General features: G+C 62.2%; 21 protein-coding genes. 10 read left to right on the top strand and 11 right to left on the bottom strand.

The annotated features are described in order from the left end of the window. The first annotated feature begins 68 nt into the window (after positions 1 to 68). The 4 genes from aroF (at position 69) to J3R75_RS09395 (ending at position 4,496) form a co-directional block, all read left to right on the top strand. Positions 69 to 1,070, top strand: a complete 1,002-nt coding sequence (gene aroF, locus J3R75_RS09410) for a 3-deoxy-7-phosphoheptulonate synthase (RefSeq protein WP_307261277.1) — start codon at positions 69 to 71, stop codon at positions 1,068 to 1,070. Between the two features lie 66 nt (positions 1,071 to 1,136). Then, positions 1,137 to 1,991, top strand: a complete 855-nt coding sequence (locus tag J3R75_RS09405; RefSeq protein WP_307261276.1) for a prephenate dehydrogenase — start codon at positions 1,137 to 1,139, stop codon at positions 1,989 to 1,991. A 239-nt stretch (positions 1,992 to 2,230) separates the two neighbouring features. Further along, on the top strand, positions 2,231 to 3,367 hold the full coding sequence (locus J3R75_RS09400; RefSeq protein WP_307261275.1) for a bifunctional chorismate mutase/prephenate dehydratase: 1,137 nt from the start codon (positions 2,231 to 2,233) through the stop codon (positions 3,365 to 3,367). A gap of 358 nt (positions 3,368 to 3,725) precedes the next feature. Continuing rightward, the gene (locus J3R75_RS09395) at positions 3,726 to 4,496 is read left to right on the top strand and encodes an HpcH/HpaI aldolase family protein (RefSeq protein ID WP_307261274.1); all 771 of its coding nucleotides are present in this window, start codon (positions 3,726 to 3,728) and stop codon (positions 4,494 to 4,496) included. 363 nt (positions 4,497 to 4,859) lie between these two features. Here the strand turns inward: J3R75_RS09395 and J3R75_RS09390 are convergent, their stop codons facing one another. From J3R75_RS09390 to J3R75_RS09365, 6 genes are all read right to left on the bottom strand, one after another. After that, positions 4,860 to 7,010, bottom strand: coding sequence for a hypothetical protein (locus tag J3R75_RS09390; RefSeq protein WP_307261273.1), 2,151 nt, complete (start codon positions 7,008 to 7,010; stop codon positions 4,860 to 4,862). 66 nt (positions 7,011 to 7,076) lie between these two features. Then, positions 7,077 to 7,322, bottom strand: a complete 246-nt coding sequence (locus J3R75_RS09385) for a hypothetical protein (protein WP_307261272.1) — start codon at positions 7,320 to 7,322, stop codon at positions 7,077 to 7,079. A 46-nt stretch (positions 7,323 to 7,368) separates the two neighbouring features. Next, positions 7,369 to 8,373: an NAD(P)-dependent oxidoreductase gene (locus J3R75_RS09380; protein WP_307261271.1), complete on the bottom strand. Its 1,005-nt coding sequence runs from the start codon at positions 8,371 to 8,373 to the stop codon at positions 7,369 to 7,371. Between the two features lie 314 nt (positions 8,374 to 8,687). Further along, on the bottom strand, positions 8,688 to 9,977 hold the full coding sequence (locus J3R75_RS09375; RefSeq protein WP_307261269.1) for a glycoside hydrolase family 28 protein: 1,290 nt from the start codon (positions 9,975 to 9,977) through the stop codon (positions 8,688 to 8,690). Positions 9,978 to 9,995: 18 nt separating this feature from the next. Then, positions 9,996 to 11,219 (bottom strand): MFS transporter, encoded by a 1,224-nt coding sequence (locus J3R75_RS09370; protein WP_307261268.1) that lies wholly within the window; start codon positions 11,217 to 11,219, stop codon positions 9,996 to 9,998. Between the two features lie 467 nt (positions 11,220 to 11,686). Further along, a complete protein-coding gene (locus tag J3R75_RS09365; protein WP_307261267.1) occupies positions 11,687 to 12,439 on the bottom strand; it encodes a DeoR/GlpR family DNA-binding transcription regulator in 753 nt (250 codons plus the stop codon). 603 nt (positions 12,440 to 13,042) lie between these two features. Between J3R75_RS09365 and J3R75_RS09360 the strand changes: the two genes are divergently transcribed. The 5 genes from J3R75_RS09360 to J3R75_RS09340 are packed head-to-tail and all read left to right on the top strand — an operon-like array spanning position 13,043 to position 19,824. After that, complete coding sequence (locus J3R75_RS09360) at positions 13,043 to 14,410, top strand: aspartate aminotransferase family protein (RefSeq protein WP_307261266.1); 1,368 nt, start codon at positions 13,043 to 13,045, stop codon at positions 14,408 to 14,410. Continuing rightward, positions 14,407 to 15,525, top strand: coding sequence for a Gfo/Idh/MocA family protein (locus J3R75_RS09355; protein WP_307261265.1), 1,119 nt, complete (start codon positions 14,407 to 14,409; stop codon positions 15,523 to 15,525). Before J3R75_RS09360 ends, J3R75_RS09355 begins: the two co-directional genes overlap by 4 nt. Further along, positions 15,522 to 16,973 carry a neutral/alkaline non-lysosomal ceramidase N-terminal domain-containing protein gene (locus tag J3R75_RS09350; RefSeq protein ID WP_307261264.1) on the top strand — a complete coding sequence of 484 codons (1,452 nt, stop codon included), beginning with the start codon at positions 15,522 to 15,524 and terminating at the stop codon, positions 16,971 to 16,973. Before J3R75_RS09355 ends, J3R75_RS09350 begins: the two co-directional genes overlap by 4 nt. A gap of 5 nt (positions 16,974 to 16,978) precedes the next feature. Continuing rightward, a complete protein-coding gene (locus J3R75_RS09345) occupies positions 16,979 to 18,460 on the top strand; it encodes a xylulokinase (RefSeq protein ID WP_307261263.1) in 1,482 nt (493 codons plus the stop codon). Then, positions 18,457 to 19,824, top strand: coding sequence for a hypothetical protein (locus J3R75_RS09340; protein WP_307261262.1), 1,368 nt, complete (start codon positions 18,457 to 18,459; stop codon positions 19,822 to 19,824). The genes J3R75_RS09345 and J3R75_RS09340 overlap by 4 nt, the downstream gene beginning before the upstream one ends. A 155-nt stretch (positions 19,825 to 19,979) precedes the next feature. Here J3R75_RS09340 and J3R75_RS09335 read toward each other — a convergent pair whose 3' ends face one another. The 5 genes from J3R75_RS09335 to J3R75_RS09315 all read right to left on the bottom strand — a co-directional run bounded on the left by J3R75_RS09335 (position 19,980) and on the right by J3R75_RS09315 (position 25,683). After that, the gene (locus J3R75_RS09335) at positions 19,980 to 20,684 is read right to left on the bottom strand and encodes a DUF1559 family PulG-like putative transporter (protein WP_307261261.1); all 705 of its coding nucleotides are present in this window, start codon (positions 20,682 to 20,684) and stop codon (positions 19,980 to 19,982) included. A gap of 908 nt (positions 20,685 to 21,592) precedes the next feature. Continuing rightward, positions 21,593 to 22,045: an IS200/IS605 family transposase gene (gene tnpA / locus J3R75_RS09330; RefSeq protein ID WP_307261260.1), complete on the bottom strand. Its 453-nt coding sequence runs from the start codon at positions 22,043 to 22,045 to the stop codon at positions 21,593 to 21,595. A gap of 1,121 nt (positions 22,046 to 23,166) precedes the next feature. Further along, positions 23,167 to 23,907: an SDR family NAD(P)-dependent oxidoreductase gene (locus J3R75_RS09325; RefSeq protein ID WP_307261259.1), complete on the bottom strand. Its 741-nt coding sequence runs from the start codon at positions 23,905 to 23,907 to the stop codon at positions 23,167 to 23,169. Between the two features lie 100 nt (positions 23,908 to 24,007). Next, positions 24,008 to 24,781 (bottom strand): SDR family NAD(P)-dependent oxidoreductase, encoded by a 774-nt coding sequence (locus J3R75_RS09320; protein WP_307261258.1) that lies wholly within the window; start codon positions 24,779 to 24,781, stop codon positions 24,008 to 24,010. Then, positions 24,778 to 25,683, bottom strand: a complete 906-nt coding sequence (locus J3R75_RS09315) for a dihydrodipicolinate synthase family protein (RefSeq protein ID WP_307261257.1) — start codon at positions 25,681 to 25,683, stop codon at positions 24,778 to 24,780. Before J3R75_RS09315 ends, J3R75_RS09320 begins: the two co-directional genes overlap by 4 nt. Positions 25,684 to 26,104: 421 nt before the next feature. Here J3R75_RS09315 and J3R75_RS09310 point away from each other — a divergent pair, with 421 nt between their 5' ends. Then, positions 26,105 to 26,914, top strand: a complete 810-nt coding sequence (locus J3R75_RS09310; protein WP_307261256.1) for a cytidylate kinase family protein — start codon at positions 26,105 to 26,107, stop codon at positions 26,912 to 26,914. The last annotated feature ends 3 nt before the right edge of the window (positions 26,915 to 26,917 follow it).

Below are 26,917 nucleotides of genomic sequence, written 5' to 3'. Positions count from 1 at the left end.
GGGCCCCGCAGTGAAACTCGTCACTGCGGGGCCCTTTGTCATTTCAGGAGCAATAAGGAGCGCATGCCATGGTTGTCATTCTCAAAGAAAATCCCAATCCGAGCCAGTTGAAGAATTTAGTCGAGTGGTTGCGGAGCATGGGCGTCACCGTGCACATTACTGAGGGCCAGCAGCAGACCATTTTGGGGCTGGTTGGTGACACGTCGCAGATTGACATTGATCTCATCCGCGCGCTGGACATCGTTGAGGACGTCAAGCGCATCCAGGAGCCCTACAAGAGCGCCAATCGCAAATTCCACCCGAAAGACACCGTCATCCAAGTGGGCGATTTGAAGATAGGCGGCGGGCATTTCCAGATCATTGCGGGGCCCTGTTCGGTGGAATCCGAAGAGCAGATCTTGATGGTTGCCGAGGCGGTGAAGCTGGCGGGCGGGACGATCCTGCGCGGCGGCGCCTTCAAGCCGCGCACATCGCCCTATGCGTTCCAGGGCCTGCGTGGCGACGGCATCAAACTGCTGATCAAGGCGCGCGAGGCCACGGGCCTGCCCATTGTCACCGAGATCATGGACATCTCCCAGCTCGAGCTCTTCAGCGATGTGGACATCATCCAGGTCGGCGCACGCAACATGCAGAACTTCGAGTTGCTGAAGGCGCTGGGCAAGATCAACCGGCCGATACTGCTCAAGCGCGGTCTGTCGAACACCTTCCAGGAATTGCTGATGAGCACGGAGTACATCATGGCTGGCGGCAATGAGCAAGTGATCCTCTGCGAGCGCGGCATCCGCACCTTCGAGACCTACACGCGCAACACGCTGGATTTGTCGGCCATACCCGTGCTCAAGATCCTGTCGCACCTACCGGTGATCATTGATCCCAGCCACGCGACCGGCATGGCCAAACTCGTGCCGCCCATGGCCCTGGCCGCGACCGCCGCCGGCGCCGACGGGCTCATCATCGAAGTCCACAACGACCCCGAACACGCCTTGTCGGACGGCCCGCAGTCGCTCACCCCCAGCGCCTTCGCGCTCCTCGTCGAAAAAATCAACCGCGTTCGCCAGGCCCTGGCCTGAGCCAGGCGCGACGGCACAGCAGCAACCCCTCACCGCCGCGCGCGACGGCATATCGGAGAACAGCACATGAACATCGGCATTGTCGGCCTCGGACTGATTGGCGGCTCCATCGCCAAGACCATCCGCAAAAACACCACTCACCGCATCTTCGGCAGTGACATCCAGCAGTCGGTCGTCCTCAAGGCCAAAGTCATGGAGGCCATTGACGACGAGCTCACGCAGGAGAACATCGGCGCCTGCGACCTGATTATTCTGGCGCTCTACCCCGATGCCACCATCGACTTCCTGCGCACGCACGCGGACGCCATCAAGCCCGGCGCCACCGTGGTGGACTGCTGCGGCATCAAGAAGAGCGTCTGCGACATGGCCTTTCCGCTGGCGCGGGAGAAGGGCTTCGTCTTCATCGGCGGCCATCCCATGGCCGGCATCGAACGGTCGGGTTTCGCCTACTCGAACAACGCGCTATTCTGCAACGCGTCGATGATTTTGGTACCCGACCCCCTCCTGAACATCACGGTGATGGACGAGGTCAAAAAGATCTTCCTGGCCATCGGTTTCGCGCAGGTGAAGATCAGCACGCCGGCGGAACACGACCGCATCATCGCCTACACGTCCCAGCTGGCGCACATCGTCTCGAGCACCTACATCAAGAGCGACACCGCGCTGTCCCACCCGGGCTTCTCCGCCGGCAGTTTCAAGGACATGACCCGCGTCGCCACCCTCCACGAAGGCATGTGGACCGAGCTGTTCATCCATAATCAGAAGTACCTCGTCGCTGAAATCGACAGCTTCATCCAACGGCTGCAGCAGTACCGCGATGCCATCGCCGCCGGCGACGCCGACACGCTCCGGCAGCTCCTCAAGGACGGCCGCGAACGCAAGGACCTCGTCAATAGCCTGGAACTCGTCCCAAAGGTATAGTTGGGTTTTGCGAGGGGGAGGGAAGGGCCGTTGGCCCTTCCCTCCCCCTCGCGCTCCCCTACCTATCCCATTTCGGCGCCTGGTGGCAATCGCTTCGCGTTTGCCGCCAGGCGCGGAGGGCAATCGTTTTTTTTGCGAGACGAATTTCGGTCACATTGGCACAAGGAATTGCCGATTGGCAACAACAAGTTTCATCACAAAACGTCGCACTTTAACTTATTTCTGGAAAGGACCCGATCATGGACCTGGCCACCTATCGCGAACGCATTGACGCCATTGACCACGATATCCTCAGGCTCTTCAAGGAGCGCATGCAGACCGCCGCGGAAATTGGCCGTTACAAGGCCGAGCATAATCTGCCCATCCTCAACCACGCCCGCGAGCGCGAAATCCTGCAGCGCGTCGGCAATGACGCCGGCGAGGACCTCAGCAGCCACGCGCGCATCCTCTTCGGCATGCTCTTCGATCTCAGCCGCTCCTACCAGCAGCGACTCCTCGACGGCGACAGCCAGCTCGCACACGCCATCAGCGATGCGCTCGAAAAGACCCCGAAGATCTTCCCCCGCAATGGCTCGGTGGCCTGCCAGGGCATTGAAGGCGCCTACTCACAACTCGCCTGCGACAAGATCTTCCCGCAGGGCGACATCACCTACGTCCGCACTTTCGACGGCGTCTTCCAGGCCGTGGAACAGGGCCTCTGCCAATACGGCATCCTGCCCATCGAGAACAGCTCCTACGGCACGGTCAATGCCGTGTACGACCTCATGCGCAACCATCATTTCTATATCGTGCGCAGCGTCAAGCTGCAGGTGAACCACGTGCTGCTCGGCAAGCACGGCAGCAGCCTCAAGGGCATCACCGAGGTCTTCTCGCACGACCAGGCCATCGGTCAATGCAGCGCCTTCTTCAAGCAGAACAAGCAGATCAAAGTCACCCTCTGCGAAAATACCGCCGTCGCCGCGCAGATGGTCGCCGACTCCGAACGGCGCGACATCGCCGCCATCTCGTCGCGCCCCTGCGCCGAGCTCTATGGCCTCGAGGTGCTGTCGGACAATATCCAGAACAGCGACCACAACTACACGCGCTTCATCGTCATCTCCAAGCAAATGGCCATCTATCCCGGCGCCGACCGCATCAGCATCATGGTGACCGTGCCCCATAAGCCCGGCGCGCTCTACCGACTCATGGCCAAATTCTCCGTCCTCGGCGTCAATCTCCTCAAACTCGAAAGCCGGCCTATCGCCGGCCGCGACTTCGAATTCATGTTCTATTTCGATTTCGAAGGGTCGGTGTACGACCAGGACATCGTCCGGCTGCTCGCCGATATGGCCGCCGGACCAGACCTCTTCGTCTTCCTCGGCAGCTACAGCGAATAAGTTTTTATTCTATCCACAGAGTTTTTTTCTATCCACAGAGTTTTTTTCTATCCACAGAGTTTTTTTCTATCCACAGATTACGCAGATTAACGCAGATTATTAAGAAGGCAAAGCGAATGGCGGCATGCCGCCATTCACTTTGCCGGTGCCTTTGTCTTCTTCGCGGCTTCGCGGCTTCGCGTGAGCAAAAAATAGCCGGCGGCGAGGCTTGCCGCGCAGCGGCAAGACATACCGCCAAAATCTGCGTTAATCTGCGGAATCTGTGGATAAAAAACGCTACATTACGGGCGCTTGTTTATTGTCGTGTGTAGTCGTGTGTATTGGCGTGTATTGGTGTGTAACAAGGGGACTTGTGTTCATGAGCATCAACAACGTTGAGAAGTTTCTCGGCAAGATCCATACTGGCGGCGTGTGTTTTGGCATGGTGATCACGTTGTCGGATCCGACGGTGAGCGAAGTGGCTGGCGACATCGGCTATGATTTCACGTGGATTGACGCCGAGCACGCGCCGCACACGATCGACGGCATCAAGCAGCACATCATGGCGGTTCGCGGCACGGACTGCGCGCCGCTGGTGCGCGTGCCGTGGAACGAACACGGCATCATCAAGCCGATCTTGGACTTGGCGCCCGCCGGCGTGATCATCCCGATGATCAACACGGCCGAGGCGGCGCGGACGGCGGTGGCGGCGTGCAAGTATCCGCCGCGGGGCAATCGCGGCTGCGGCGTCCGTCGCGGCAACCGCTACGGCATGATGCCTTGGGCGGAGTACGTCGACCACGCCGATCGCGAGCCGCTGGTAATTTTGCAGATCGAGCACGTCGAGGCCGTCAAGAACCTCGATGCCATTCTGCAGGTGGAGGGCATCGACAGTATCTGCATCGGCCCGACCGACCTGTCGGGGTCCATGGGCAAGCTCAATCAGCACGACGACCCGGAAGTCGTCGCCGTGATTGACGACGTCGCCGCACGCGTGCGCAAGGCCGGCATCATCCTCGGCACGGCCGCCGGCCCAAGCCAGCGCTGGCGTGATCGCGGCATCCAGTGGATGGCCATGAGCGGCGACTGCGGCGCCATTGCCGGCGGCGGCCGCAGCGCCCTGAAGTCCTCCCGCGATATCTTCGCATAGGTTTATGTAGGTTTTGCGAGGGGAGGGTTTTGCGAGGGGGAGGGAAGGGACTCGTCCCGTCCCTCCCCCTCGCGCTCCCCCACCTATCCCATGTCGGCTCTGCGCCTGCGGCCATCGCTTCGCGCTGGCCGCAGGCGCAGAGCGCCAGACAGATCGGCCAAGTTCGGCCCGGAAGGACGCCAGACAGATCGGCCAAATTCGGCCCGGAAGGACGTCAGACAGATCGGCCAAGTTCGGCCCGGAGGGCCGCACCATGCATAGCCCCGGGTGAGGCGCCCGGAGGGCGCCGCAACCCGGGGTAGGACAACAACATAGAATTGCGCCCGGAGGGCGCCACATTAGCCCGGCACGTCGTAGCGTTTTTTATTCGTCTTGGTAGCGGATTTCGTAGAGTTTCCAGCCGACTTGGCGGACGCCGTCGAGGAGCTCGTGATAGGGCAGGTCGGTGCCGGTAAGGAGCCCGATTTCGGCGTTGGCGCCGTCGCTGCGGCCGGTGGTTGAGCAGTCGCCGAGTTGGAACCAGTGGGCGCCGACGAAGAGCGGGCTCTTGAGCGCGCTACGGATGTAGGTGACGTAGGCATCGCGTCGCGCCTCCTGGTCGGGCACGGGCTTGAGGCTCGGGTAGAAATAGCCGCGCACGAGCGTGCCGAAGTGGAATTCGCCGACCATGACCGGCATGTCAACGCCCTCGGGGAGTGCGAAGTCATCCAGCGTGTAGCGGTAGAGATTGTAGCTGACCACGTCGCAATGGCGGGCGGCGGCGCGGCTGGCGTTGTCATTCCAGGGCGAGAAACGGCAGCCGAGATCGAGCTTGTTCGGCGCGATGTCCTTGATGATGGCGTGGACCGTGCTGAAGTACTGGTCGGCGATGCGGGTGTAGAACGCGCTCATGTCGGCGGCGCTGGCGGCCTTGTCGGGCTGGTCAGTTTTGGCGAGCCAGTCGTCCCAGCTGGCGTAGTCGCTTTGCCAGGCCTGATTGAGGGCGGCGACGTCCGGGTACTTTTCCTGCAGCCAGGCCAGCATGGCAATTTTCGCGGGCTGGGTGGCGGGCGACGCGACCGTGGCCTGCGCGAGGCTCACGCCGTCACTGCCCCACGACATTTCGTTGTTGACGAAGAAGCCGATGCACCACGGGTCGTCGTAAGCAAACGCGTTGTTGGCGAGACTGCGGCGCAACGACTCGGCAAATTCCGGCGCGAAGGGATCGGGAAATTTTCCCCAATGGCCTTTTGAGCCTTCGATGTTAATGCCTCTGGCGCCGACGGACGCCACGTACGGCGTGCGCCGCAGGCGGGCGATGTCCATGGACGACCAGTTGGCGATGGTGTTCATGCCCCAGCTGCTCAGGCGGCGGTGAATGCGGTCGGAGAAGATTTCATCCCAGTTCTCGCCGTACTTGCGGTAGAGATTGGCGGCTGGGAAGCAGAAGGTGCTGTACTCCTTGTCTTTGTAGTACGCGAATGGCGCGCTCTTGCCCTTGCCGTAGGCGAACTTGTACTCGCCGTCGCGTTCGGGCAGCCACTCGTAGAGATGCTCGCGGTCAGTGATGGGCGTGCGGCCTTCGAAGACGCGCACGCAAGTCGGCCCATGCGACCAGAAGAGCCGGCCCTCCGGGTCCACCAGCCACCACTTGCCGTTGATCTTCTTCGGATAGAAGTGCCCCGTGGCTTCATGCTGCGGGCCGTCGGCCCAGCCGCCATACTGATTCCAGGTCGTCGGCCGCGGCTTCGCCGCCAGGTCGGCGTCCTCCGTGGCAATGGCCGCGCGCATATCGTCGTCGGAGTGGACCTTACCGGGCCAGTCTTCGTGCTTGAACTGGCCGTATTGGTCGATCATCGGGAAGAACTCGTCGGCGCTCATGTCGCGCCAGTTCTTGCCGGAGGCGGCCTCATTGACGTCCTTGCGGGGCGGCACCTGCTCGGACCGCGGCTGCTTGGCGACCTTGTACACCGCGAAGCGCACCGGCTGGCTGATGTTGTTCACGTAGAGGCGGATGAAGCCGATGTCCTTAAGACCGTCGGCGATGCTGTCGGCCTCGGCTTCCAGGATGTTCCCCGGGAAATAGCGCATGCCGAAGAGCTTGGCGCGGACGTCGGGTTTCAGGGACGGCTTGGCGTATATCTTCCACTGCCGGCGCTCTTTGGGCGCGAAATGCTGGTGGAAGAAAATCATTTTGTTCTTGCCATCGACCATGCGGTCCAGGCGGCAGGTGATGGACAACGGCGTGTCCTCGAGGTTTTCGATGTCCACGAGCAGCTCTTCGTCATTCCCGAAGGTCCACATGCCTTCCAAGCGCATACCCGGCCATTGCGAGGTCGTGCCCAGGGCGTTCACCACGGCGCGGGCTTCGCCCTGGTGCTGCTCGACGCTGACCTCCGCGTTGTTGAGATGCAACTGGTCGGTCTTCTCAGGCGTGAAGATCACCCCCGGTGCCGCATCGGCGGTGGTGATGTGCCGGCAGGAAAACATGGCCGGCAACGAGCAAAGCATCAGGCAGAGTGTTCGGAAACGCATGGCGGTGGTCCTTTCAAGGGTTTTGGTTCTTTTTTATCCACAGATTACGCAGATTAACGCAGATTATTAAGAAGGCAAAGTGAATGGCGGCTTGCCGCCATTCACTTTGCCGGTGCCTTTGTCTTCTTCGCGGCTTCGCGGCTTCGCGTGAGCAAAAATAGCCGGCGGCGTGTCTTGCCGCCCAGCGGCCAGCACGCCGCCAAAATCTGCGTAATCTGCGTAATCTGTGGATAGAAAAAGTAATTTTTCGCGGCTTCGCGGCTTCGCGTGAGCAAAAATTACCCGGCGGCGTGGATTGCCGCGCAGCGGCAAGACATGCCGCCAAAATCTGCGTAATCTGCGTAATCTGTGGATGCATTTATGTTGTTGTTGGTCGCGTGGCGCGTTCGCGGCGGTTCATGCAGTGCGTATCGACGTCGCCGTGTCGGCATTCGTTGACGACCTGTATGGACGCTTCCCAGAAATTGCGTTCGAATTGCCCGGAAAGCGCCGCGTTGTGGGGCGTGAGAATGACATTTGGCAGTGCAAAGAGCGGGCTGTCGGCGCTGGGCGGCTCGGGGTCGGTGACATCCAGTGCGGCGCCGCCGAGCTGGCCATTGCGCAGGGCGTCGATCAGCGCTATTTCGTCAACGACCGCGCCGCGGGACGTATTGACCAGCAGCGCGCCTTTTTTCATGGCCGCGAGTTCTTTGGCGCCGATGAGGTGCCGGGTCTGGTCGGTCAAGGGGCAATGCAGTGACAGGAAGTCGGCGCGGGCCAGCAACTCGTCGAGGCCAACGGGCAGGGCGCCATAGCGGCGGACCTGTTCCGGCGGCGTGAAAGGGTCGTACACCAGCAAGGTCATGCGGAAGCCGACCATCATCTCGCAGACGCGGCTGCCGATGCGCCCGAAGCCCACCAGGCCGAGCGTGCTGCCGCTGATGTGCCAGCGCAGGCTCACCCGGCAGCCTTGGTCGCCGCGCATGCGCCGGTCGCTGAAGGGTATCTGCCGCACCAGCGCGAAGAGCAGTGACACCGCGTGTTCAGCCACCGCTTCGCTGATTGACTCCGGCGAGTTGCACATGGCGATGCCCAACGCGCTGGCCTCGGCGACGGGATAGCCGTCCATGCCGCTGCCGCTACGGAAGATCGCCCGGCAACGCCCGAGCTTGGGCAGCACGGCCGGCGTTAGCACCTCGTTGGAGCCCATGGTCCAAATCATATCGGCGGCGGCGGCAATGGCCAGCAACTCGGCTTCCGTGCGACAATGGCCGTAGGCTATCTCCAGGCCGGGGATGGCGTCCAGGCGCTCACGCACCCACTCGGGCACGTCCTGGCGTTCGCGGGCGATCATGGCGACTTTGAAGCGGTGTTCTACGGTCATGGACACACTCCTGGCCTTTCAATGTGGCGCCCTCCGGGCGCAATTCTATGTTGTTGTCCTACCCCGGGTTGCGGTGCCCTCCGGGCGCCTCACCCGGGGCTATGCGTGGTGCGGCCCTTCGGGCCGAACTTGGCCACTCTGTCCGCTGACCCGACTGATCGGACTGATCGGACTGATCAATCAGACGGATCGGTCCGATCCGTCGAATCGGTCCGCTGATCCGACCGATCGGACTGATCGGACTGATCAATCAGACTGATCGGTCGGATCCGTCTGATCGGTCCGATCCGTCGGATTTTCCCGCGAAAAAACAATCACTGCCGGTGCACGCCTTTGCTGAAGGCGCAGGCATTGTGGGTGATACCATCGGCGTGGTTGCATTCGAGGTCGTAACGCCAGCCAGGTCGCTCGCCGTCCCAGGCGACGCGCACCTGCTCGAAGGCGATGTTCTTGGCGTGGGCGACATCGAAGACAGCGTGGGTCGAGCTGCGTCCCCAGTTGCCCTTGTTGTCGCGGTCGGGTCGCGGCCCTTCGCCGCGGTAGGTGAAGGCGAGGTCGTGGAAGCGGATATCGTCCACGCAGCCGACGCCATTACCGTGGATGTAGTTGCTGAGTTCGGCCTGGCCGCGCATCTGTGAGAAATACATCCTGCGGATACTGCGTGGCGACGGCTCGGCGAAGCCGGCGGCGTTATCGAGTTTGATATTGAACGGCCGTTGCACGTCGAGCTGGAAATTGGCGCAGCTGATATCGCTGATGTCGGTACCGACGCCGCGTTTGGGGTTGTACTTGCAGACCACGCAGATGGCGGTGCGCGTGTCGTGGATAATCATGTTGTTGAAGGTGCAGTGACGGATGACGCCGTCGCCCACGCCGATGCGGATGGCATTGGCGTAGCCGCTGGCCAAAACGCAGTTGCTGACGGCGACGTACTCGCAAGGCCGGGCAGTCTGCAGCGGGTCGGGATTGCCGCGCAGAGTGATGCAGTCGTCGGCGGAATTGATGACGCAGTCGCTGATGGTGACCTGCTGGCAGCAGTCGATGTCAATGCCGTCGTTGTTGGGCACCATGCGATCGCCGTAGATATGCAGACCGCGCAATGTCGCCTGCTGGCAGCCGTGAAGGAAGCAGGTCCAGTATGGTGCGTCGACCAGCTCGACATCGCTGATCCACAGGTCCTGACATTCGCAGAAGAACAGCATCTGCGAGGGCCGCCAAGTCCACTGATACCACACGGGATTCTTCGGATCGGCCTCGTGCAGCCACGCGGCGCGATTGCCGTCAATGCGGCCGCCACCGCGGATGACAAGGTGGTGCTGCTCCACGGCGACGATGAAATGGCCACCGCTGGCGCGCTCCATGGTCGACGCACGGTTTTGCGGGCAGAACTCCGCCGCGTTGTAGTCGGCCGGGTCGGGGCTGGCCTTGAGCACCGCGCCGGGCGCGAGATCCAGCCCGCCGTGGCTGCGCAGATAGAGGGTGCCGGCCAGGTAGGTGCCGGGCGGAAAATAGACGATGCCGCCGGCGTCGATGGCCTGCTGGATGGCCGCGGTGTCTTTGCTGATGCCGTCGCCGACGGCGCCAAAATCACGGACGTTCGTCATGGTCACTCTCCTCTGGGTTCAGCTGGCTTTCGCCGGCGTTTGCCGGCGGTATTTGGTGGACCAGTACAACAAGGGCAGCAGGGTCAACATGAGCAACGCCGCAGCCACGAAGATGGCGCGGGTGCCCAGGAAGTAGATGACGAAGCCGCCGCTGAGCGCCGCCAGTAGTATGCCCGTCATGCGCAGGCTCGACGCAATGCCGAAGAGCGTGCCGCGTTTCTCTGGCGGGGCCATCTGCGCCAACAGCGCCTGGAAGGCCGGTTCGAGGCCGCCGGCAGCCATGAAGCAGCCGAAGCGCGCCACGCCCAGCGACAGTAGATTCTGCGAAAAGGCCTGCCACAGCATGAAGAGAAAGGACAGGCCAATGAGCGGATAGGCCAGCTTCAACGGCGAGTAGCGGTCGCAGAGCCGACCCAGGACCACGCCGGAGATCACCCCGCCCAGCGCCGCGCCGGCGCTGATGATGCCGGTGTAGTACGAGGTGTCCACCGTGCCGTGGATGGCCTCGACCAGGATGGCCAGGTAGGGCTCGTCATAGCGCCGGGACAGGCCCATCAGCACAAAGAGCAGCAACATCAGCCACACGCTCAGCGAATACGCGTGGATCACCCCGCGCAAGCCCGGCTTCTTCACCGGGCCAGCCGTGATCAACGGCTTGGGCTGGCGGACAAAGTCCTCCTTGACAAAGAACTGCACCAGCAGGCCACCCAGCAAATACATGATGCCGCAGATGGCGAAGCCCCAGAAGTAGCCGCAGTAATTCACGATCATCGCGCCGGCCATGAAGCCGAACATGTTGCCGCTCCATACCGCCGTGCTCAGCATGCCCAACGCAAAGCCGTGGTTCTCCTCTGGCGTCGTCGTCACCACCAGGGTCTGCGCAGCGGTGACTGTGCCCGAAAAGGCCGATACGCAAAAACGCAGCATGATCAAAACGATCATGTTCGGCGCAAAATACAGCAGCGGAAACAACAGCGCTGTGACATAATACGAGCGCAACAGCATCATCTTGCGCCCAAAACGATCCGCCAGCATGCCCCATAAGGGCGCCGACACGCAAAAGCTGAACATGCCAAAAAAGGTCAGCGCCGATACCCACGCACCACGCACTTTTTCGTCGTATATGCCAAAATGATCGCGGATGAATACCGGGATGAACGGCGTGATCGCACTAAAACCGGCCATGGCCAAAAGCTGCGAAATCCACACCAGATACAAATTGCGTTTCCAACTGATCGCCATGCTACGCCATGTTCTCGCCCGTGCGCCATATAAACCCCGTGAGCCGACCGCTATACCCCGGCTCCACCCCGCCGCCGGCAGCGACGGCAAAACCCGCTCTTTAGTATAGGCCACGACATGACGCCGACAAGGCCCGCACCCACCAGCATGACCACCAACACCCGCAAGTGCTGTGAAGAAGTAACAACAAAACCCCTGACCACAGTTTTTTCTATCCGCAGATTACGCTGATTAACGCAGATTTTGGCGGCATGTCTTGCCGCTGCGCGGCAATCCACGCCGCCGGGTAATTTTTGCTCACGCGAAGCCGCGAAGCCGCGAAGAAGACAAAGGCACCGGCAAAGTGAATGGCGGCTTGCCGCCATTCACTTTGCCTTCTTAAAAAATCTGTGTTAATCTGCGGAATCTGTGGATAAAAAAAGTAATTCTTCGCGCCTTCGCGCCTTCGCGTGAGGCAAAAAAAGAATCTACAGTGCCACGGTGGTCACCTCGACGCCGGCGCGTTCGAGGGCGTCCTTTTCCGCGGCAGGTAGGGCGTCGTCGGTGACCAGTAGGTCCACCTCGTGCGGCAGGGCGAAGTTCGCGAGTTTCTTCTTGCCGAACTTGCTGCTTTCGGTGACGATGGCGACCTTGTCGGCGATAGCCATGGTCTTGCGTTCAAGGCGGGACAGATTGAGGTCCGAGCTGTAAAACCCGCGTTGACCGCAGACGCCGTCGCAGCCGGACACCACCATGTCCACATGAAAAAGATCAATGTCTTTTTCCGCCATGGGCCCGACCAGGTCCAGGGAGTTCGCGCGCAATTCGCCCCCGAGGAGCATGACTTTGCAGGGCGTGCGAAACAGCGCGGCGGCAGCAGACAGCGAGTTGGTGATGACAGTCAGCGGCCGAATGCTGCGCCGCGCCAGCACATTGGCAAAAGCCAGCACCGTAAAGCCCGTGCTCAGATAAAGACTGTCCACCGGCATGATGCGCTTGTACAAGGCCTCGGCCAACGCGTATTTGGCCGCGGTGAGATTGCGCTCGCTATGCTCCGGCTCGTAGCGCGACGGATGGACCACCGCGCCGCCTTTCACCATCATCACCAGCCGCTGCTCGGCAAGCGCCTGTAAATCGCGCCGGACTGTCATCTCTGCAACGCCCAAGGACGCCGCCGCGCGCTTGATCTCGACCATGCCGTGACGCATCATCTCTAATAACTGCTGCTGACGTTGGTGCATTGCAGGAATCCTCGGTTTTGAGTAGGGGCAAATGACGATTTCACAAACAATCAAGGTGAGTTCCATTGCCCCTTCGCGGCCAGTCAGCTTCGCCGACTGGCCGCGAAGGGGCCGAGGAACACAGGCGGCTATGGCGTGTTACCCAGGGCGGCGCACGCTTTCAGCGCGCTTGCCCTGGGCTGGTATGTTTCGCGCTTTCAGCGCTTCTGCCCCTTCGCGGCGATGAAATACCGCGAAGACAAAAGGCTGTTTTGGTTGAAACAACTGACGCCAAGGAAATCGTTATGTTAAGAGCATACGTCCTATTCGTCCTATTCGTCCTATACGTCCCCTGCCCATACGTCCTATACGTCCTATACGTCCCCTACGTCCCATCCCTGTTACAATTTAACACCGTGGCGGTGCATTTTGCCAGTGCGGCGCTGTTTGGGGCGGCAATTTCCGTGCGCCTTTCTGTGATTTTTTCACACAAAATACGCCCCATGCGCCTCATTTCCATCCGCATTGTCTTGTCGCGTTCTTGCCAGCGCCTATACTAACTTCATTGCGTGATCCATTCGTTGTTATCCGTCATATTCCCCCCTATGAGAAGGAGCTTTCGTCATGGGCAAGTACAATCCCGCGCCGTATCAACTCGACCTGAATCGCATTCCGCATCTGATTACCGAGAGCATCCCGGGGCCCAAGAGCAACGCCATGCATGCGCGGGCGGTGAAGCACTACCGTGGCCTGTCGGGCCAGGTCAAGCTCTTCCCGGTGGCTTTTGAGCGCGGGGAGGGCTGCATGCTTGAGGACATTGACGGCAATCAGTTCATCGATTTCTCCAGCGGCATTTATGTGACCACGCTAGGGCACTGCCACCCGAAGATTTCCGAGGGCATTGCCAAGTACGCCCATCAGCTGATGAACGCGCATGACTTCACGACCGAGATCAAGACCCGCCTGCTGGAAAAGATGGCGGCGACGCTGCCCGGCGATCTCAAGTGCTTCCAGCTCTACGACTGCGGCACGGCCGCCGTCGAGGCCGGCCTGCGCACCTGCCGGGCTGCCACCGGCAAGCACGAATTCATCAGCTGCTTCATGGACTTCCATGGCAAGAGCGGCCACTCCATCGGCTTGGCGCGCATGACCAAATTCAGCGGCCCGACCCGCGAGCCCGGCTTCTACCTGGTCCCGCGGCCCGACACCTACCGGCCCCTCTGGAACCGCCCCGACGGCTCGCTCGACACCGAGAAGTACCTGGAGTTCTACGACCAGTTCATCCGCGAATCCACCACCAACCAGATCGCCGCCTTCGTCGCCGAGCCCATCCAGGGCTGGGCCGGCAGCATAATGCCCCCCGACGACTTCTTCCCCAAACTCAAAAAATTCCTTGAAGAGCGCGACATTCTGTTCTTTGCGGACGAAGTACTCACCAGCATGGGCCGCACCGGCAAAATCCTCTGCTGCGAGCATTGGAATGTGCTGCCGGACGTCGTTACGCTCGGCAAGGGCTTCGGCAATGGCTTCCCCGTCACCGCCATGGCCGTCCGCGAGCCCTTTGCGGACGCGGTGGACAAGATCAGCGCCTCCACCAGCTACGGCGGCAATCCCATGGCCTGCGCCGCCGCCCTGGCCTGCTTCGAAGTCATTGAGGAAGAAGGCCTGCTCGAACACGCGCAGGAACTCGAAGAGCTCTTCCGCAAACGCATGGCCGACTGGACCCAGAAGTACAAGATCGTCGGCGACTGCCGCGTCAAAGGCTGCCTCATGGGCGTCGAGCTGGTCAAGGACCAGGCGACCAAAGAGCCCTTCGACGCCGCTGGCAAGCTGGTCTATCAGAAGGCCTTCCGCAAAGGCCTGGCGTGGATCCCCGCCGGCCACATCCTGCGCATGAGCCCGCCGATTGTCATGCCCAACGAAGTCGCCCAGCGCGGCATGGACTTCATCGAAGAAGCCATCGCCGAAACCGAGAAGGAACTCCTAGGATGAAGACCTACAACGTCGGCATCATCGGCTTCGGCTTCATCGGCAAAGTCCACGCTTACGGCTACGCGAATATCCCGCTGTTCTATGAGCAGCAGGATTTCGCGACGCGCATCACCCACGTGTGCACGTCGCGCCCGGAGAGCGCCCGCCGCGCCGCCGCCGCCATCGGCGCCACTCACGCCTGCACCGACAGCCGCGACATCACTGACAATCCCGACATCGACATCGTCGACATCTGCTCGCCCAACGACTGCCATTGCGAGGCGCTATTGGCGGCCATCGCCAAGAACAAGCACATCTACTGCGACAAACCGCTGGTGGCGTCCTACGCCGAGGCGCAGCGGGTGCAGGCGGCCCTCGCCGGCTATCGCGGCGTGTCGCAGATGACCTTGCAGAACCGCTTCTTCCCGTCCACCATGCGCGCCAAGCAGCTGATCGAAGAGGGGCGCATTGGCGACATCCTGGAGTTCCGCGGGCGCTACCTGCACAGCGGCAGCGCCGACCCGAAGGCGCCGTTGAAATGGAAACTCGAGGCGGGCACCGTCGCCGACCTGGGCAGCCACATCCTCGACCTCGTCAGCTACCTCGTCGGCGACTTTGCGGCTCTGCAGGCGGCGACGCATATCGCCTACCCGCAGCGGCCATCGCTGAACGACCCGACGAAGCTCGTGCCGGTCACCGCCGAAGACAACATGATCGTCACCGCTAAGTTGCCCAATGGCGCCATCGGCTCCATCGTGGCGTCAAAAATCGCCACCGGCACGGAAGACGAAGTGAGCTTCGAAATCTACGGCAGCAAGGGCGCTTTGCGCCTTGATCCCATGAACTGGGACAAGCTGTACTACTACGACTGCGCCGCCAGCGGCGCGCCCCTCGGCGGCGTCCGCGGCTGGACGGCTGTCGACTGTGGCCAGCGCTACGCCAAACCCGCCGGCTTCCCCACGCCCAAGGCTTCTATCGGCTGGATGCGCGGGCACATGCACTGCCTCTACAATTTCCTCAGCGCCGTCCACAGCGGCCAGGCCAGCGGCCCGACCCTCGAACGCGGCGTGTACATCCAATATCTCATGGACAAAGTCTATCAATCCGCTAAACAAGGCACATGGGTGAATCTATGAGCAACTTCATGATTGGCTGGGGCGAAGCCGACATCACGCCCGACGCCCCCAAAGTCGAATTGGCCGGCCAGTACTACCAGCGCGTGGCGCGCGGCATCCATTCGCGCCTCAAGACTGTCGCCCTGGTCATGCAGAAAGAGCAAGACCTCGCGGTGATGATCGCCCTCGACGTGGTCGGGATCCCCGAAGAACTCCAGAACCAGGCACGGGAAATCATCCACCAGGCTATACCGGAGATACCGCTGCAGGCGATTTTCCTCAACGCCATCCACACCCACAACGCGCCCTACGTGCGCCCGGCCGGGCTCTTCCGCGACTGGCTGCCGCTGGACGACGAGGCCCTCAAGCCCGCCGACTACATCGAATTCCTGCTCAAACGCGTGCTTGACGCCGTCAAACAGGCCTGGACGGGGCGCCAGCCCGGCGCCATCGCCAACGCTTTCGGCCAGGCCCGCATCGGCCACTGCCGCCGTGCCGTCTACGCCAATGGCACCGCCGAGATGTACGGCGACACCAACCGCGCCGACTTCGTCGGCATGGAAGCCGGCGAAGACTCCGGCGTGGAACTGCTGTTCACCTACGACGCGCAGCGGCGTCCCACCGGCGCCATCATCAATGTCGCCTGCCCGTCGCAGGTCATGGAAGCTACCTATGAAATCTCCAGCGACTACATGGGCGCTACCCGCGAATTGCTCAAGGGCGAATTCGGCGCCAACTTCCACACCCTGTGCCAGATCAGCGCCGCGGGCTGCCAGGCGCCACGCGACCTCGTCCGCCGCTATCGCAGCGAGCCGGACTTCTGGCACGCCGACGGCGTCCCGGTCCATGCCCAGCGCCTGTTCACGGCCACCATGGCCGCCTTCAAGCAGATTCCGGCCTCGGCGATCCAAGCCGACCCGCTGTTCCAGCACCGCTGCGCACGGGTGGACCTGCCCATCCGCCGCGCCAGCTACTGCGACTACGTCAAGGCCAAGGCCGACATTGCCCGCTTGACGGCGATCATGCCCGAGCACGCCGCCTTCCTGGCCTTTTGCAAAGAAACGCATGACAACGAGGCCATTCCGGGCCGCCCAGGTCCCTACGACAGCAAGCTGCATCATTTCGTGCTCATCCAGAACGCCAAGGCCGTCGTGAAGCGCTACGAAAACCAGGACGCCACGCCGCGCTTCAGCTACGACATGCAGACGCTGCGCATCGGCGATTGCGCCATGGTCAACGTGCCCTTTGAGCTCTACCTGGTCTTCGGTCAGATCATCAAGGCCCGCAGTCTCGCCAAGCAGACCTTCATCGTTCAGCTCTCCGGCGCCAGCGGCAGCTACCTGCCCAGCCCGGAGGCCGAGCGCTTCGGCGGCTACGGCGGCCTGATCGTCAACGGCATCGTCGGTTCCGACGGCGGCTATCTGCTCGCCGACACCGCCGTGCAGAAAATCAACTCATTCTTCGCGTGAGCACCATGACCAACGCGTACCTCGGCATCGATATCGGCACCACCGCCATCAAAGCCGCACTGTTCAGCGCCGACGGCGCCGTCATCGGCGACGGCATCGCCGAGTACCGCCTGGAAACGCCGGCGCCGGATATCGTCGAGCTCGATCCCGAGCTGTACTGGCAAGCGACCCAGACGGCCCTGCAAGGCGCGCTGGCCAATGCCGCCGGCTGCGCCATCCGCGCACTGGCGATCACCGGCCAATGCGAGACGCTGATCTGCGTTGATCAGGCCGGCCGGCCCCTGCGCAAGGCCATCGTCTGGCTGGACAACCGCGCCAAGGCCGAAGCCGCCGAGCTCACGGCGACCTTCGGCAGCGATCATCTCTTCCGCCTCTCCGGTCAAACCGAGATGCTGCCGTGCTGGCCGGCGCCAAAAATCCTCTGGCTGCAGAAGCACGACCCGACGACCTACGCGGCCTGCGCCAAGTACCTGATGGTCGAGGACTTCATCGCCTACCGCCTCACCGGCGAGTACGCCACCTGTCGCGGGCTCCTGCCGTCCACGCTGTATTACGACATCCGTACGGGCGATTACGACGACGCCATGCTCGCGGCCATCGGCATCAGCCGCCGGCAACTGCCGGCGCTGCGCGATCCCGGCGAGATCATCGGCCACTGTCGCGCGGTGCTCCCGGGCATCCCGGCGGGCACGCCCGTAGCAGCCGCGCCCATGGACCACATCTGCGGCGCGCTCGGGAGCGGCTGCTGCGAACCCGGCGTGGTCTCGGCCACCACGGGCTGCGCCCTGGCGCTCTGCGTGCCCACGCCGGCACTGCTTTACGACGACGCGCTGCGCATCAGCACCTACCACGGCTTCACGCCGCAGTCCTACGCGATGCTGCCATGGGCGCCCACGGCCGGCATGATCCTCAAGCACTTCCGGGACGAATTCTGCCGGGACTGGTCCTACGCCGACTTCGATCGCGCAGCGGCGCCCATCGCCCCCGGCGCGGATGGCCTAGTGCTTCTGCCGCACTGCGCGGGCGCGGTGTCGCCCGTATGCAATCCGGCCGCGCGTGGCGTGGCCTACGGCGTGACTCTCGCGCATAGTCGCGGCCACTGGTCGCGAGCCATCATGGAATCCATTGCCTTCCTGCTGAAAGACAACGTGCTGGCCGTGGCCGATCTCGGCTGCCCGATCCGCGAGCTCCGCGTCCTCGGCGGTGCCGCGCGCAGCCCGCTGTGGCTGCAGATCAAGGCCGATGTCCTCAATCTGCCCATTACCACCACCCAATGCCCCGAAGCGACGTCACTCGGCGCGGCCATGCTCGCTGCCGGCGCCGCTGGCGATGTCGCCAGCCCCGCCGCAGCCGCTGCCGCGATGGTCAGGACCGCGCAGGTCATCCAACCCGGACCCGACGCCGAACGCTACCCGGCGATCTTCCACAAATACCAGGCCCTCAACCAGCTCTTGCTGCCAACCTTCGGAGATGGAGAAAAATCATGATGGACCTCAGCACCATCCGCGCCGGCTTCGTCGGCTTCGGTGAAGTCAACACGCCCCGCGAATTCATCACCACGCGCTGCGAAACCGCCGCCAATGAACTGCGCCGCCGTGGCGTGACGCTAGTGGACGGCGGTATTGTCAGCGACGACCCCGATGGCCTGCAGGCCGACCAGGCCGCCGCCGCGCTCGCCAAAGAGCCCTTCGACGCGCTGGTCGTGTGCATCGCCGGCTGGATACCCAGCTGGGCAGTCCTGCGCGCCATCGAGCCCTTCAAACACAAGCCGGTGCTGCTCTGGGGCCTCTCCGGCTGGCGCGAAAAAGACCACTTCGTCACCACCGCCGACCAGGCCGGCAGCACTGCCCTGCGCGCGCCGCTGGCCGCCATGGGCTACAAGCTCAAATACCTGGTCAATTTCAAAGACAGCGCGCCGCGCTATGACGAGGCCGCCGCGTACCTCCGCGCCGCCAGCGCCGCCGCCGCCCTGCGCAAAGCCAAAATCGGCATGGCCGGCTATCGCGACATGAATCTCTACGGCACGCTCTATGACGGCAATCTCCTCAAAGGCGTCATCGGCGCCGAAATCGAGCACTTCGATCTGCTGGAACTGCAGGAGATCATCGCCGGCATCGCCGACACCGACATCGCCGCGCAGAGCGACCGCGTGCGCACGACCTGGCAATTCCAGCGCGAACCGCAGCCGGGCACCATCGAGAACTCCGTCAAATTCGCGCTGGCATGCCAGCAGAAGATCAGCGACCGCGCCTACGACGCCTTCAGTTTCTGCGATGTCGATGGCGTCAAGAAGCTGCTCAGATTCGCTCCAGCGGGCGCGATGACGCTCCTCCATGAGCTCATGGCCATTCCCACCGTGCCGGAAAATGACTCCTACGGCGCAGTGACGCAGCTGATCATCAAAGCCCTCACCGGCCAGAATCCCGCCTACCTCGAATTCTACGAATTCACCAAGCAGTCGGCGCTCATGGGCGTGCCGGATTATGTGCCGGGAAGCATCGTCGACGGGCCGATCACGGTCATGCCCAACGCCTTCGGGTCATTCGGCGAAGGCCTGCTCAATGTCTCGAAACTCAAGACCGGACAGATCACCATCGCCCGACTCTTCGCCCAGGACGGCAAGCTCGCCATTCACGCCGCGCTCGCCGAAGCCAAAACCCCCGAGGCGTGGGAAGAAGCCGGCTGGGCACCCCCCGCACCGCAGCTGCCGAGCCTCGAAGTGGTCCTGCCCTACCCCAGCGACCAGTTCCTGCAACATGTCGCCGGCCAGCACTACATCGTCGCCTACGGCGATGCCATGGCACTCATCCGCGAATTCGGCGCCATCACCGGCATCACGATCATCGAATAACTTGCCGGGCTTTTTTTCTCTCACGCGAAGACGCGAAGACGCAAAGAAGACAAAGGCAGAGAAGATGGCGGCAATCCATGCCGCCGGCTCTAAGCCGCAAAAGACAAAGGCGTTGGGCACGGTCTGCCGTGCCCAACGCCCGTTTTTTACGCCGCTTAATGCTTGCCGGTGATAGACCACCAGCAGTCGTTAGTGGTGCATGGTATGTTCACGGCTTTGAAGAGCTGCACGTGGCCATCGACGAACAGGTAGTTGTCGCCACTGCCATGGCGGTCGTAGTTGCCGGAGCCGGCCTGCGCGCGGGTATAGAGCGGGTCATTGGAGCTGATGCTGATCTGCGTCGCGCCGCCCGTGCCGGCGTTGTCGCCGAGGTGTATGCAGGTCGACGGATTGGTGATCTGCACGCGGGTGCGACAGCCATCGAAGGGTGTCGGGTTGCCGCTGCTCCAGTGAACGGTGTTGACGCCATAGCCGCCTTTGCAGCCACCGGTTTCGCCCGCAACGCGCTGGCCGGCCTTGGCGTAGCTGGCGTAATTGAGCGTCGTGCTGGGACAGTTGAACATCTTGAGGTCGGTAATCACGTCGGCGAGCATCGCCCGCCACGACGTCGAGTCGCTGAAATTGCTCGTGTCGGCGCCAGGCACGAAGTAGTGCGAGTACACCAGCGCCTCGGCATTGTCATCGGCGTACATGGCCACGCCGATCCCAAGCTGTTTTAGATTGCTGGTGCAGGAAATCGTCCGGGCCTTCTCACGGGCCTTGGACAATGCCGGCAGCAGCATCGCAGCCAAAATCGCGATGATCGCAATAACCACCAACAACTCAATGAGAGTGAACGCGGCGAGATGACGGGATTTCATGGTCGTGGCCCTTTCCTATAACTGACACCGTTCTGTAAGAGTGACGCCCCACCACACAATGCGGAGACGAACAGAGATAGGATAACAACATATCAAGAAAATTGCAATGTCCCGATCATTCATTACTGCCACGGTGGGCACGGGCGCGCCTGTAGGGCGCCGCTTGCGGACGCCCTGCCCATTCGGCCTGATTGGATAGAACGGACAGATCGGCCAAGTTCGGCCCGGAGGGCCGGACCATGCATAACCCCGGGTGAGGCGCCCGGAGGGCGCCGCAACCCGGGGTAGAGGCTCCCCCCTCAAATTAGCGCCCGGAGGGCGCCACATTTTCTCAGGTGGCTCGGTCGGGCCGACTGTCTTTTTTCGCGGACTGATCGGTCGGGTCGGACAGATCGGCCAAGTTCGGCCCGGAGGGCCGGACCATGCATAACCCCGGGTGAGGCGCCCGGAGGGCGCCGCAACCCGGGGTAGAGGCTCCCCCCCTCAAATTAGCGCCCGGAGGGCGCCACATTTTCTCAGGTGGCTCGGTCGGGTCGACTGTCTTTTTTCGCGGACTGATCGGTCGGGTCGGACAGATCGGCCAAGTTCGGCCCGGAGGGCCGGACCATGCATAACCCCGGGTGAGGCGCCCGGAGGGCGCCGCAACCCGGGGTGGAGGCTCCCCCCTCAAATTAGCGCCCGGAGGGCGCCACATTTTCTCAGGTGGCTCGGTCGGGTCGACTGTCTTTTTTCGCGGACTGATCGGTCGGGTCGGACAGATCGGCCAAGTTCGGCCCGGAGGGCCGGACCATGCATAACCCCGGGTGAGGCGCCCGGAGGGCGCCGCAACCCGGGGTAGAGGCTCCCCCCCTCAAATTAGCGCCCGGAGGGCGCCACATTGGAGTAGACATTCGGCAAAAAAGCGGGAATCAGTCATTGAGAAAAAATCGTTCGTCGACTTCACACCCATTTGCGACAATGAATTGTCGATATTCCTCAGCAAAACTTACGGTCTTATGATGCTCTTTTTGGTTGATGATGTAGTTAATTATTGCGTCTTTTTCTGACAAACTGTAGGAAAAAGCTGCGTATCCGTCTCCCCACCCGATAAAAAGCGGGAATTCTTGGTGGTGATCTTTCAGCCAACCATTGGTTGCTGTCTTCATCTCTCGTATGAAATCTGACAGTGACAGTGAGGGATGCAAATCTATCAGAATATGCACGTGGTCTGGCATACCACCAATGCGATACAAGACGGATTTCTTATTTTTGATTATTCCCCACACATAGGAGTAAAATGATGTTTCGTGCTCAACCGATAGGGCGGGGATGCTCCTTTTCGTTCGAAAGACAATGTGGTACATCAGTCGCGTGTAACTCATGATGGTGTCCCCCAATGTGGCGCCCTCCGGGCGCAATTCTAGGTTGCTGTCATACCCCGGGTTGCGGCGCCCTCCGGGCGCCTCACCCGGGGTTATGCATAGTCCGGCCCTCCGGGCCGAACTTGGCGGAATCCGCTCCGTCTGCTCCGTCTGCTCCGTCTGCTCCGTCTGCTCCGTCTGCTCCGTCTGCTCCGTCCGCTCCGACCGCTCCGTCTGCTCCGTCTGCTTCGACCGCTCCGTCTGCTCCGTCTGCTCCGTCCGCTTCGACCGCTCCGTCTGCTCCGTCTGCTCCGTCTGCTCCGTCTGCTCCGTCCGCTCCGACCGCTCCGTCTGCTCCGTCTGCTCCGTCTGCTCCGTCTGCTCCGTCCGCTCCGACCGCTCCGTCTGCTCCGTCCGCTCCGTCTGCTCCGTCTGCTCCGACCGCTCCGTCCGCTCCGTCTGCTCCGTCTGCTCCGTCCGCTCCGTCCGCTCCGTCTGCTCCGTCTGCTCCGTCTGCTCCGTCCGCTCCGTCCGCTCCGTCTGCTCCGTCTGCTCCGTCTGCTCCGTCCGCTCCGTCCGCTCCGTCTGCTCCGTCCGCTCCGTCCGCTCCGTCTGCTCCGTCTGCTCCGTCTGCTCCGTCTGCTCCGTCCGCTCCGTCCGCTCCGTCTGCTCCGTCCGCTCCGTCCGCTCCGTCTGCTCCGTCTGCTCCGTCTGCTCCGTCTGCTCCGTCCGCTCCGACCGCTCCGTCCGCTCCGACCGCTCCGTCCGCTCCGTCCGCTCCGTCTGCTCCGTCTGCTCCGTCTGCTCCGTCCGCTCCGACTGCTCCGTCTGCTCCGTCTGCTCCGTCCGCTCCGTCCGCTCCGTCTGCTCCGTCTGCTCCGTCCGCTCCGTCTGCCCCGTCTGCTCCGACCGCTCCGTCTGCTCCGTCTGCTCCGTCCGCTCCGTCCGCTCCGTCTGCTCCGTCTGCTCCGTCTGCTCCGTCTGCTCCGTCCGCTCCGTCTGCTCCGTCCGATCGGATGGGGCGGTTTTCTCCGTCGGCGTGAAAACCTTCCTGTCTTCCCAGCTCGGGCTGCGCCCCGAGCTGGTCGTCTTCGCGTCTTCGCGTGAGACAAAAGACGTGCCAGCTTCGCGTGAGGAAGAAATTACAGCCTGGCGTCGACGCCGCCGTCGATGATCATTTCGGTACCGGTGGACTGGGTGGCGCTGTGGGCGAGGAAGAACGCGCCTTCGGCGATATCGTCGTAGGTGGCGACTTTTCCCAGCGGTATTTGTTTATTGCAGACCTCTTGTTCGGCGGCGCTGCGGGCGTCCCAACGGATGGTCGCGATCATGCCCGGCATGAGGCAGTTGACGCGGATACCGTATGGTGCGAAATCCATGGCCAGCGCCTTGGTCATGGAGGCGATGGCGCCCTTTGAGGCGACGTACGCGCTACGGCCGGCGATGGCGCGGCGGCAGGTGTTCGAGCCAATGAAGACAATGGCGCCGCCGTGGTCCTGCATGAGCCGCGCCGCGCTGCGCGCCAGGGTGAAATTCCACACCACGTTGGTATTGATGACCTCCGACCACTCCTTGATGTCCAGCGTGAGCGGGTTGGCCAGGGACGGCGTCATGCCCAGGTTGGCCGAATTCAGGACCAGCGCGTGCAGGTCGTCGATCTCCTCGAAGATGGCGCTGACGCCGGCTTCGCCATCGGCGGGATCGAGTTTGAAGCCCCGCACGGGCAGCTTGAAACTATCAGCCAAGGCCGCGGCGGCCTTCTTCGCGTCTTCTTCGCGCCGGCTGGTGATATACACCCCGTAGCCCTCTTTGAGAAAACGACGGGCGATGGCCAGGCCAGTACCGGCAGTGGCGCCGGTGATCAAAACATACTTAACAGACATAATGCAGCCTCTTTGTTACCACGAATGAACATCAATACACACGAATAAAGGCAAATACAGCCGCCTGGCGGTAAGTTTTTACATCTTCATGGTGGTTCTGTCAGGTGGCAGTGCGTGCGAGTTTGCGGGAAACGCCGCCATCGAGGACATAGGTCTGGCCGGTGATGAAGGACGCGGCATCGGAGGCGAGGAATACCACCATGTTGCCGACGTCGTCGGGCTCGCCCAGGCGTTTGAGGGGGATGCCGGCGGCGATCAGGTCGCGGTCGAAGCCCGGGGCGCTGCTCATGCGCTCAACGACGATGTAGCCAGGCGCGATGTTGTTGACGCGGATGTGCTGCGGACCGGCTTCGAGCGCAAGTGCGCCGGTGAAGGAATGGATGGCGCCCTTGCTCATGGCGTAAAGAATGCGGCCAGGCACGGTGGTTTCCTGGTGCACCGAGCCAATGTTGATGATGCTGCCGCCGGCGGGACTGCGGCGCATGATGGCCACTTCGTGCAGGCAGCAGAAGAGCGTGCCGCGGATATTGATGTCGCTGAGGCGCTGGTAGCTCTCGTAGGTGATCTCCTCGGCAGGGAGGGCGCCCGGATCCCAGCCGGCGTTGTTCACCGCGATGTCCAGGCCGCCAAACACCCGCTCGACGTCGGCGAAGAGCTTTTCGACGCCGGCTTCGCTGCCGAGGTCAGTCTGACAGAGTGGCGCCTTGCGCCCCATGGCGCCAATCTGCTCGGCGAGGTTGATGGCGTCCTGCGGATCGCCGCGGAAATGCAGCATGACGTCGGCGCCGGCGCGGGCCAGCGCCAAGGCGATACCAGACCCAATACCGCGCGCCGCGCCAGTCACGAGCGCCCGTTTGTTGCGGAGGTCATTCATAGCGGCAGAAACTCCTTGGCGATCATCGGATAAAGCCGTTCGAAAAGCGCGTTGTTCACCGGGTCGCTGACGTGGCCCGGATGCCGGCAGTACGCCGTCTTGATCATCCCGCGACGACGCAGGATTTCCTTCTCGTAGTAGATGATCATCTCCACATCCTGGCGGATGTGGTTGAGGATCGCGTTAAGCTTCTCGTGGATGGCCTCGGCGTCGGCCACCCGGTCGGCCTTGAGCGCGTCCCAGATGCGACGATAGACATCGACCATCGACGGTCCGGGCATGACGCCGGCAGCGCCGCGCATGAAACCCTCGATCATCTGGAAGCCGGCATTGCCCACGAAGATCGTGCGCCCCGGCGGCAACAAACCGCTGAGCTTGCTGATGTAGGCGCCCGGCGGTTTGCATTCAATCTTGAAATACAGCAGATTGCCGTGCTTTTTTGCCAGCTGCGCCAGGACCTCCGGCGCTATGGCCACGCCGGTCTGCTCGGGCGCGTACTGCAGCATCACCGGCAGCGACACGCTGCCACAGAGGGCGTCGAGGTGCGCAAACAACGCCGCACCGCCCGGCTTGAGAAAGAATGGCGGCAGGACCATCATGCAGTCCGCGCCCGACGCCTCAATGCGCCGCGCCCACTTCACGGCCACTTCCGTCGCATGGCGCGTGTTGGAGATAATCACCGGCCGCTGCTGATCGTGGCAGACCCGCACAGTGCTGTCAATCAGCGCGAGCTCTTCGTCGTAGTCCATCTTGTAGTACTCGCCGGCGATGCCGAAGAGCGTCAAGGCGTCAGCGCCAAGGCGGATCATCGTGGCGCAACAGCGCTCGTAATCAGCCAAATCGACCTCACCGGCGGCGTTGTACACCGCCGGCGCAATGGGACAAATGCCTGCAATCTGCATGGTCGGGCCTCGTGAGGATAATGATACATCGGGGAAGACGACTGCCGCGCAACTCCGCACGCATGGGCGCGCTTGCCGCACAACGGCCGTTTACTGTACCCCAGCTCCGGCGCATGTCCATGACCCATATGCCACGTCAATTTTTCTCACGCGAAGACGCGAAGACGCGAAGAAGACAAAGACAATGAAGATGGCGGCATGCCTTGCCGCTTTGCGGCAATTCACGCCGCCGCATTAAGCCGCAAAAGAAGTAGATTCATCGCGCCTTCATAGTGGAGTGTTTTTGTGAATTTGCATTCACGGGTTATTCCGGTTATAGTCAAAACACCCGCTGGCGAGATTGAAGCAGCGAGGTCGGGCTGTCGCTGCCCCAAGGCGACATAGTGTGACCTGGGTCGGACCCAACGACAGGAGGTGTACCATGGCAATTATCACCCTAGCACGAGAACGTGGCGCAATGGGCGACGAGGTCGCCCGCGAGTTGGCCAAGCAACTCAACTACCGCTTTGTCGACAAAAAAGTCGTTGACGAGCGTCTTGGCGACATGGGCATTGAAGAAAAGCACCGCAAGGCCTACGACGAGAAGAAGCCCGGGCTCTTCGCGGCGCTGTCCACAGCAATGGAAGACTACGTGCGCTGCCTGAAGAGTCTGTTCTACGAAGAGGCCATCAAGGGCAATTGCATCTTTGTCGGCCGGGGCTGCCAAGTCTTTTTCAAGGGCATACCCGGCGTCATCAGCGTGCGCCTGGTTGCGCCGCTGGACACGCGGGTGCAGCGCATTGAGAAGGCCCTAGGCGTCGATTACAAGACGGCCAAGCAGCTGGTCACGCAGGACGACCGCGACCGCTCGGGCTTCAATCGCTATTTCTTCGATGCCGACTGGCGCGATCCCTGCGCCTACCACGCAGTGATCAACACAGAGGACCTGACGGTGGCGCAGATCGTCGCCGTCATTCGCACGATGGTCGAACAGCGGGTGACGCCGGAGCAGATCGCCACCGGCAAAGAGATCATTGAGAATCTCGCACTGGGCCAGGCGGTTGTACGGCACCTGCTGACGGAATGCCAGCTGCCCATTTTCTTCCTGGAAGCCGAGTGCCTCAACGGCGAAGTGACCCTCAGCGGCATCGCCTACTCGCAGGACATCATCGACAAAGCCAAGAAGGAAGCGCTGATCAGTGGCCTGAAGCGGGTCAACTGCAATATCCGCATCGGCCGCATGGGCGTCTGACGC

Origin of the sequence: Oligosphaera ethanolica (assembly GCF_030814695.1) — a bacterium.
GTDB classification, from domain to species: domain Bacteria; phylum Verrucomicrobiota; class Lentisphaeria; order Oligosphaerales; family Oligosphaeraceae; genus Oligosphaera; species Oligosphaera ethanolica.
Note: the sequence above shows the minus strand (reverse complement) of the source record. Positions and strands in the feature narration are given on the sequence as shown.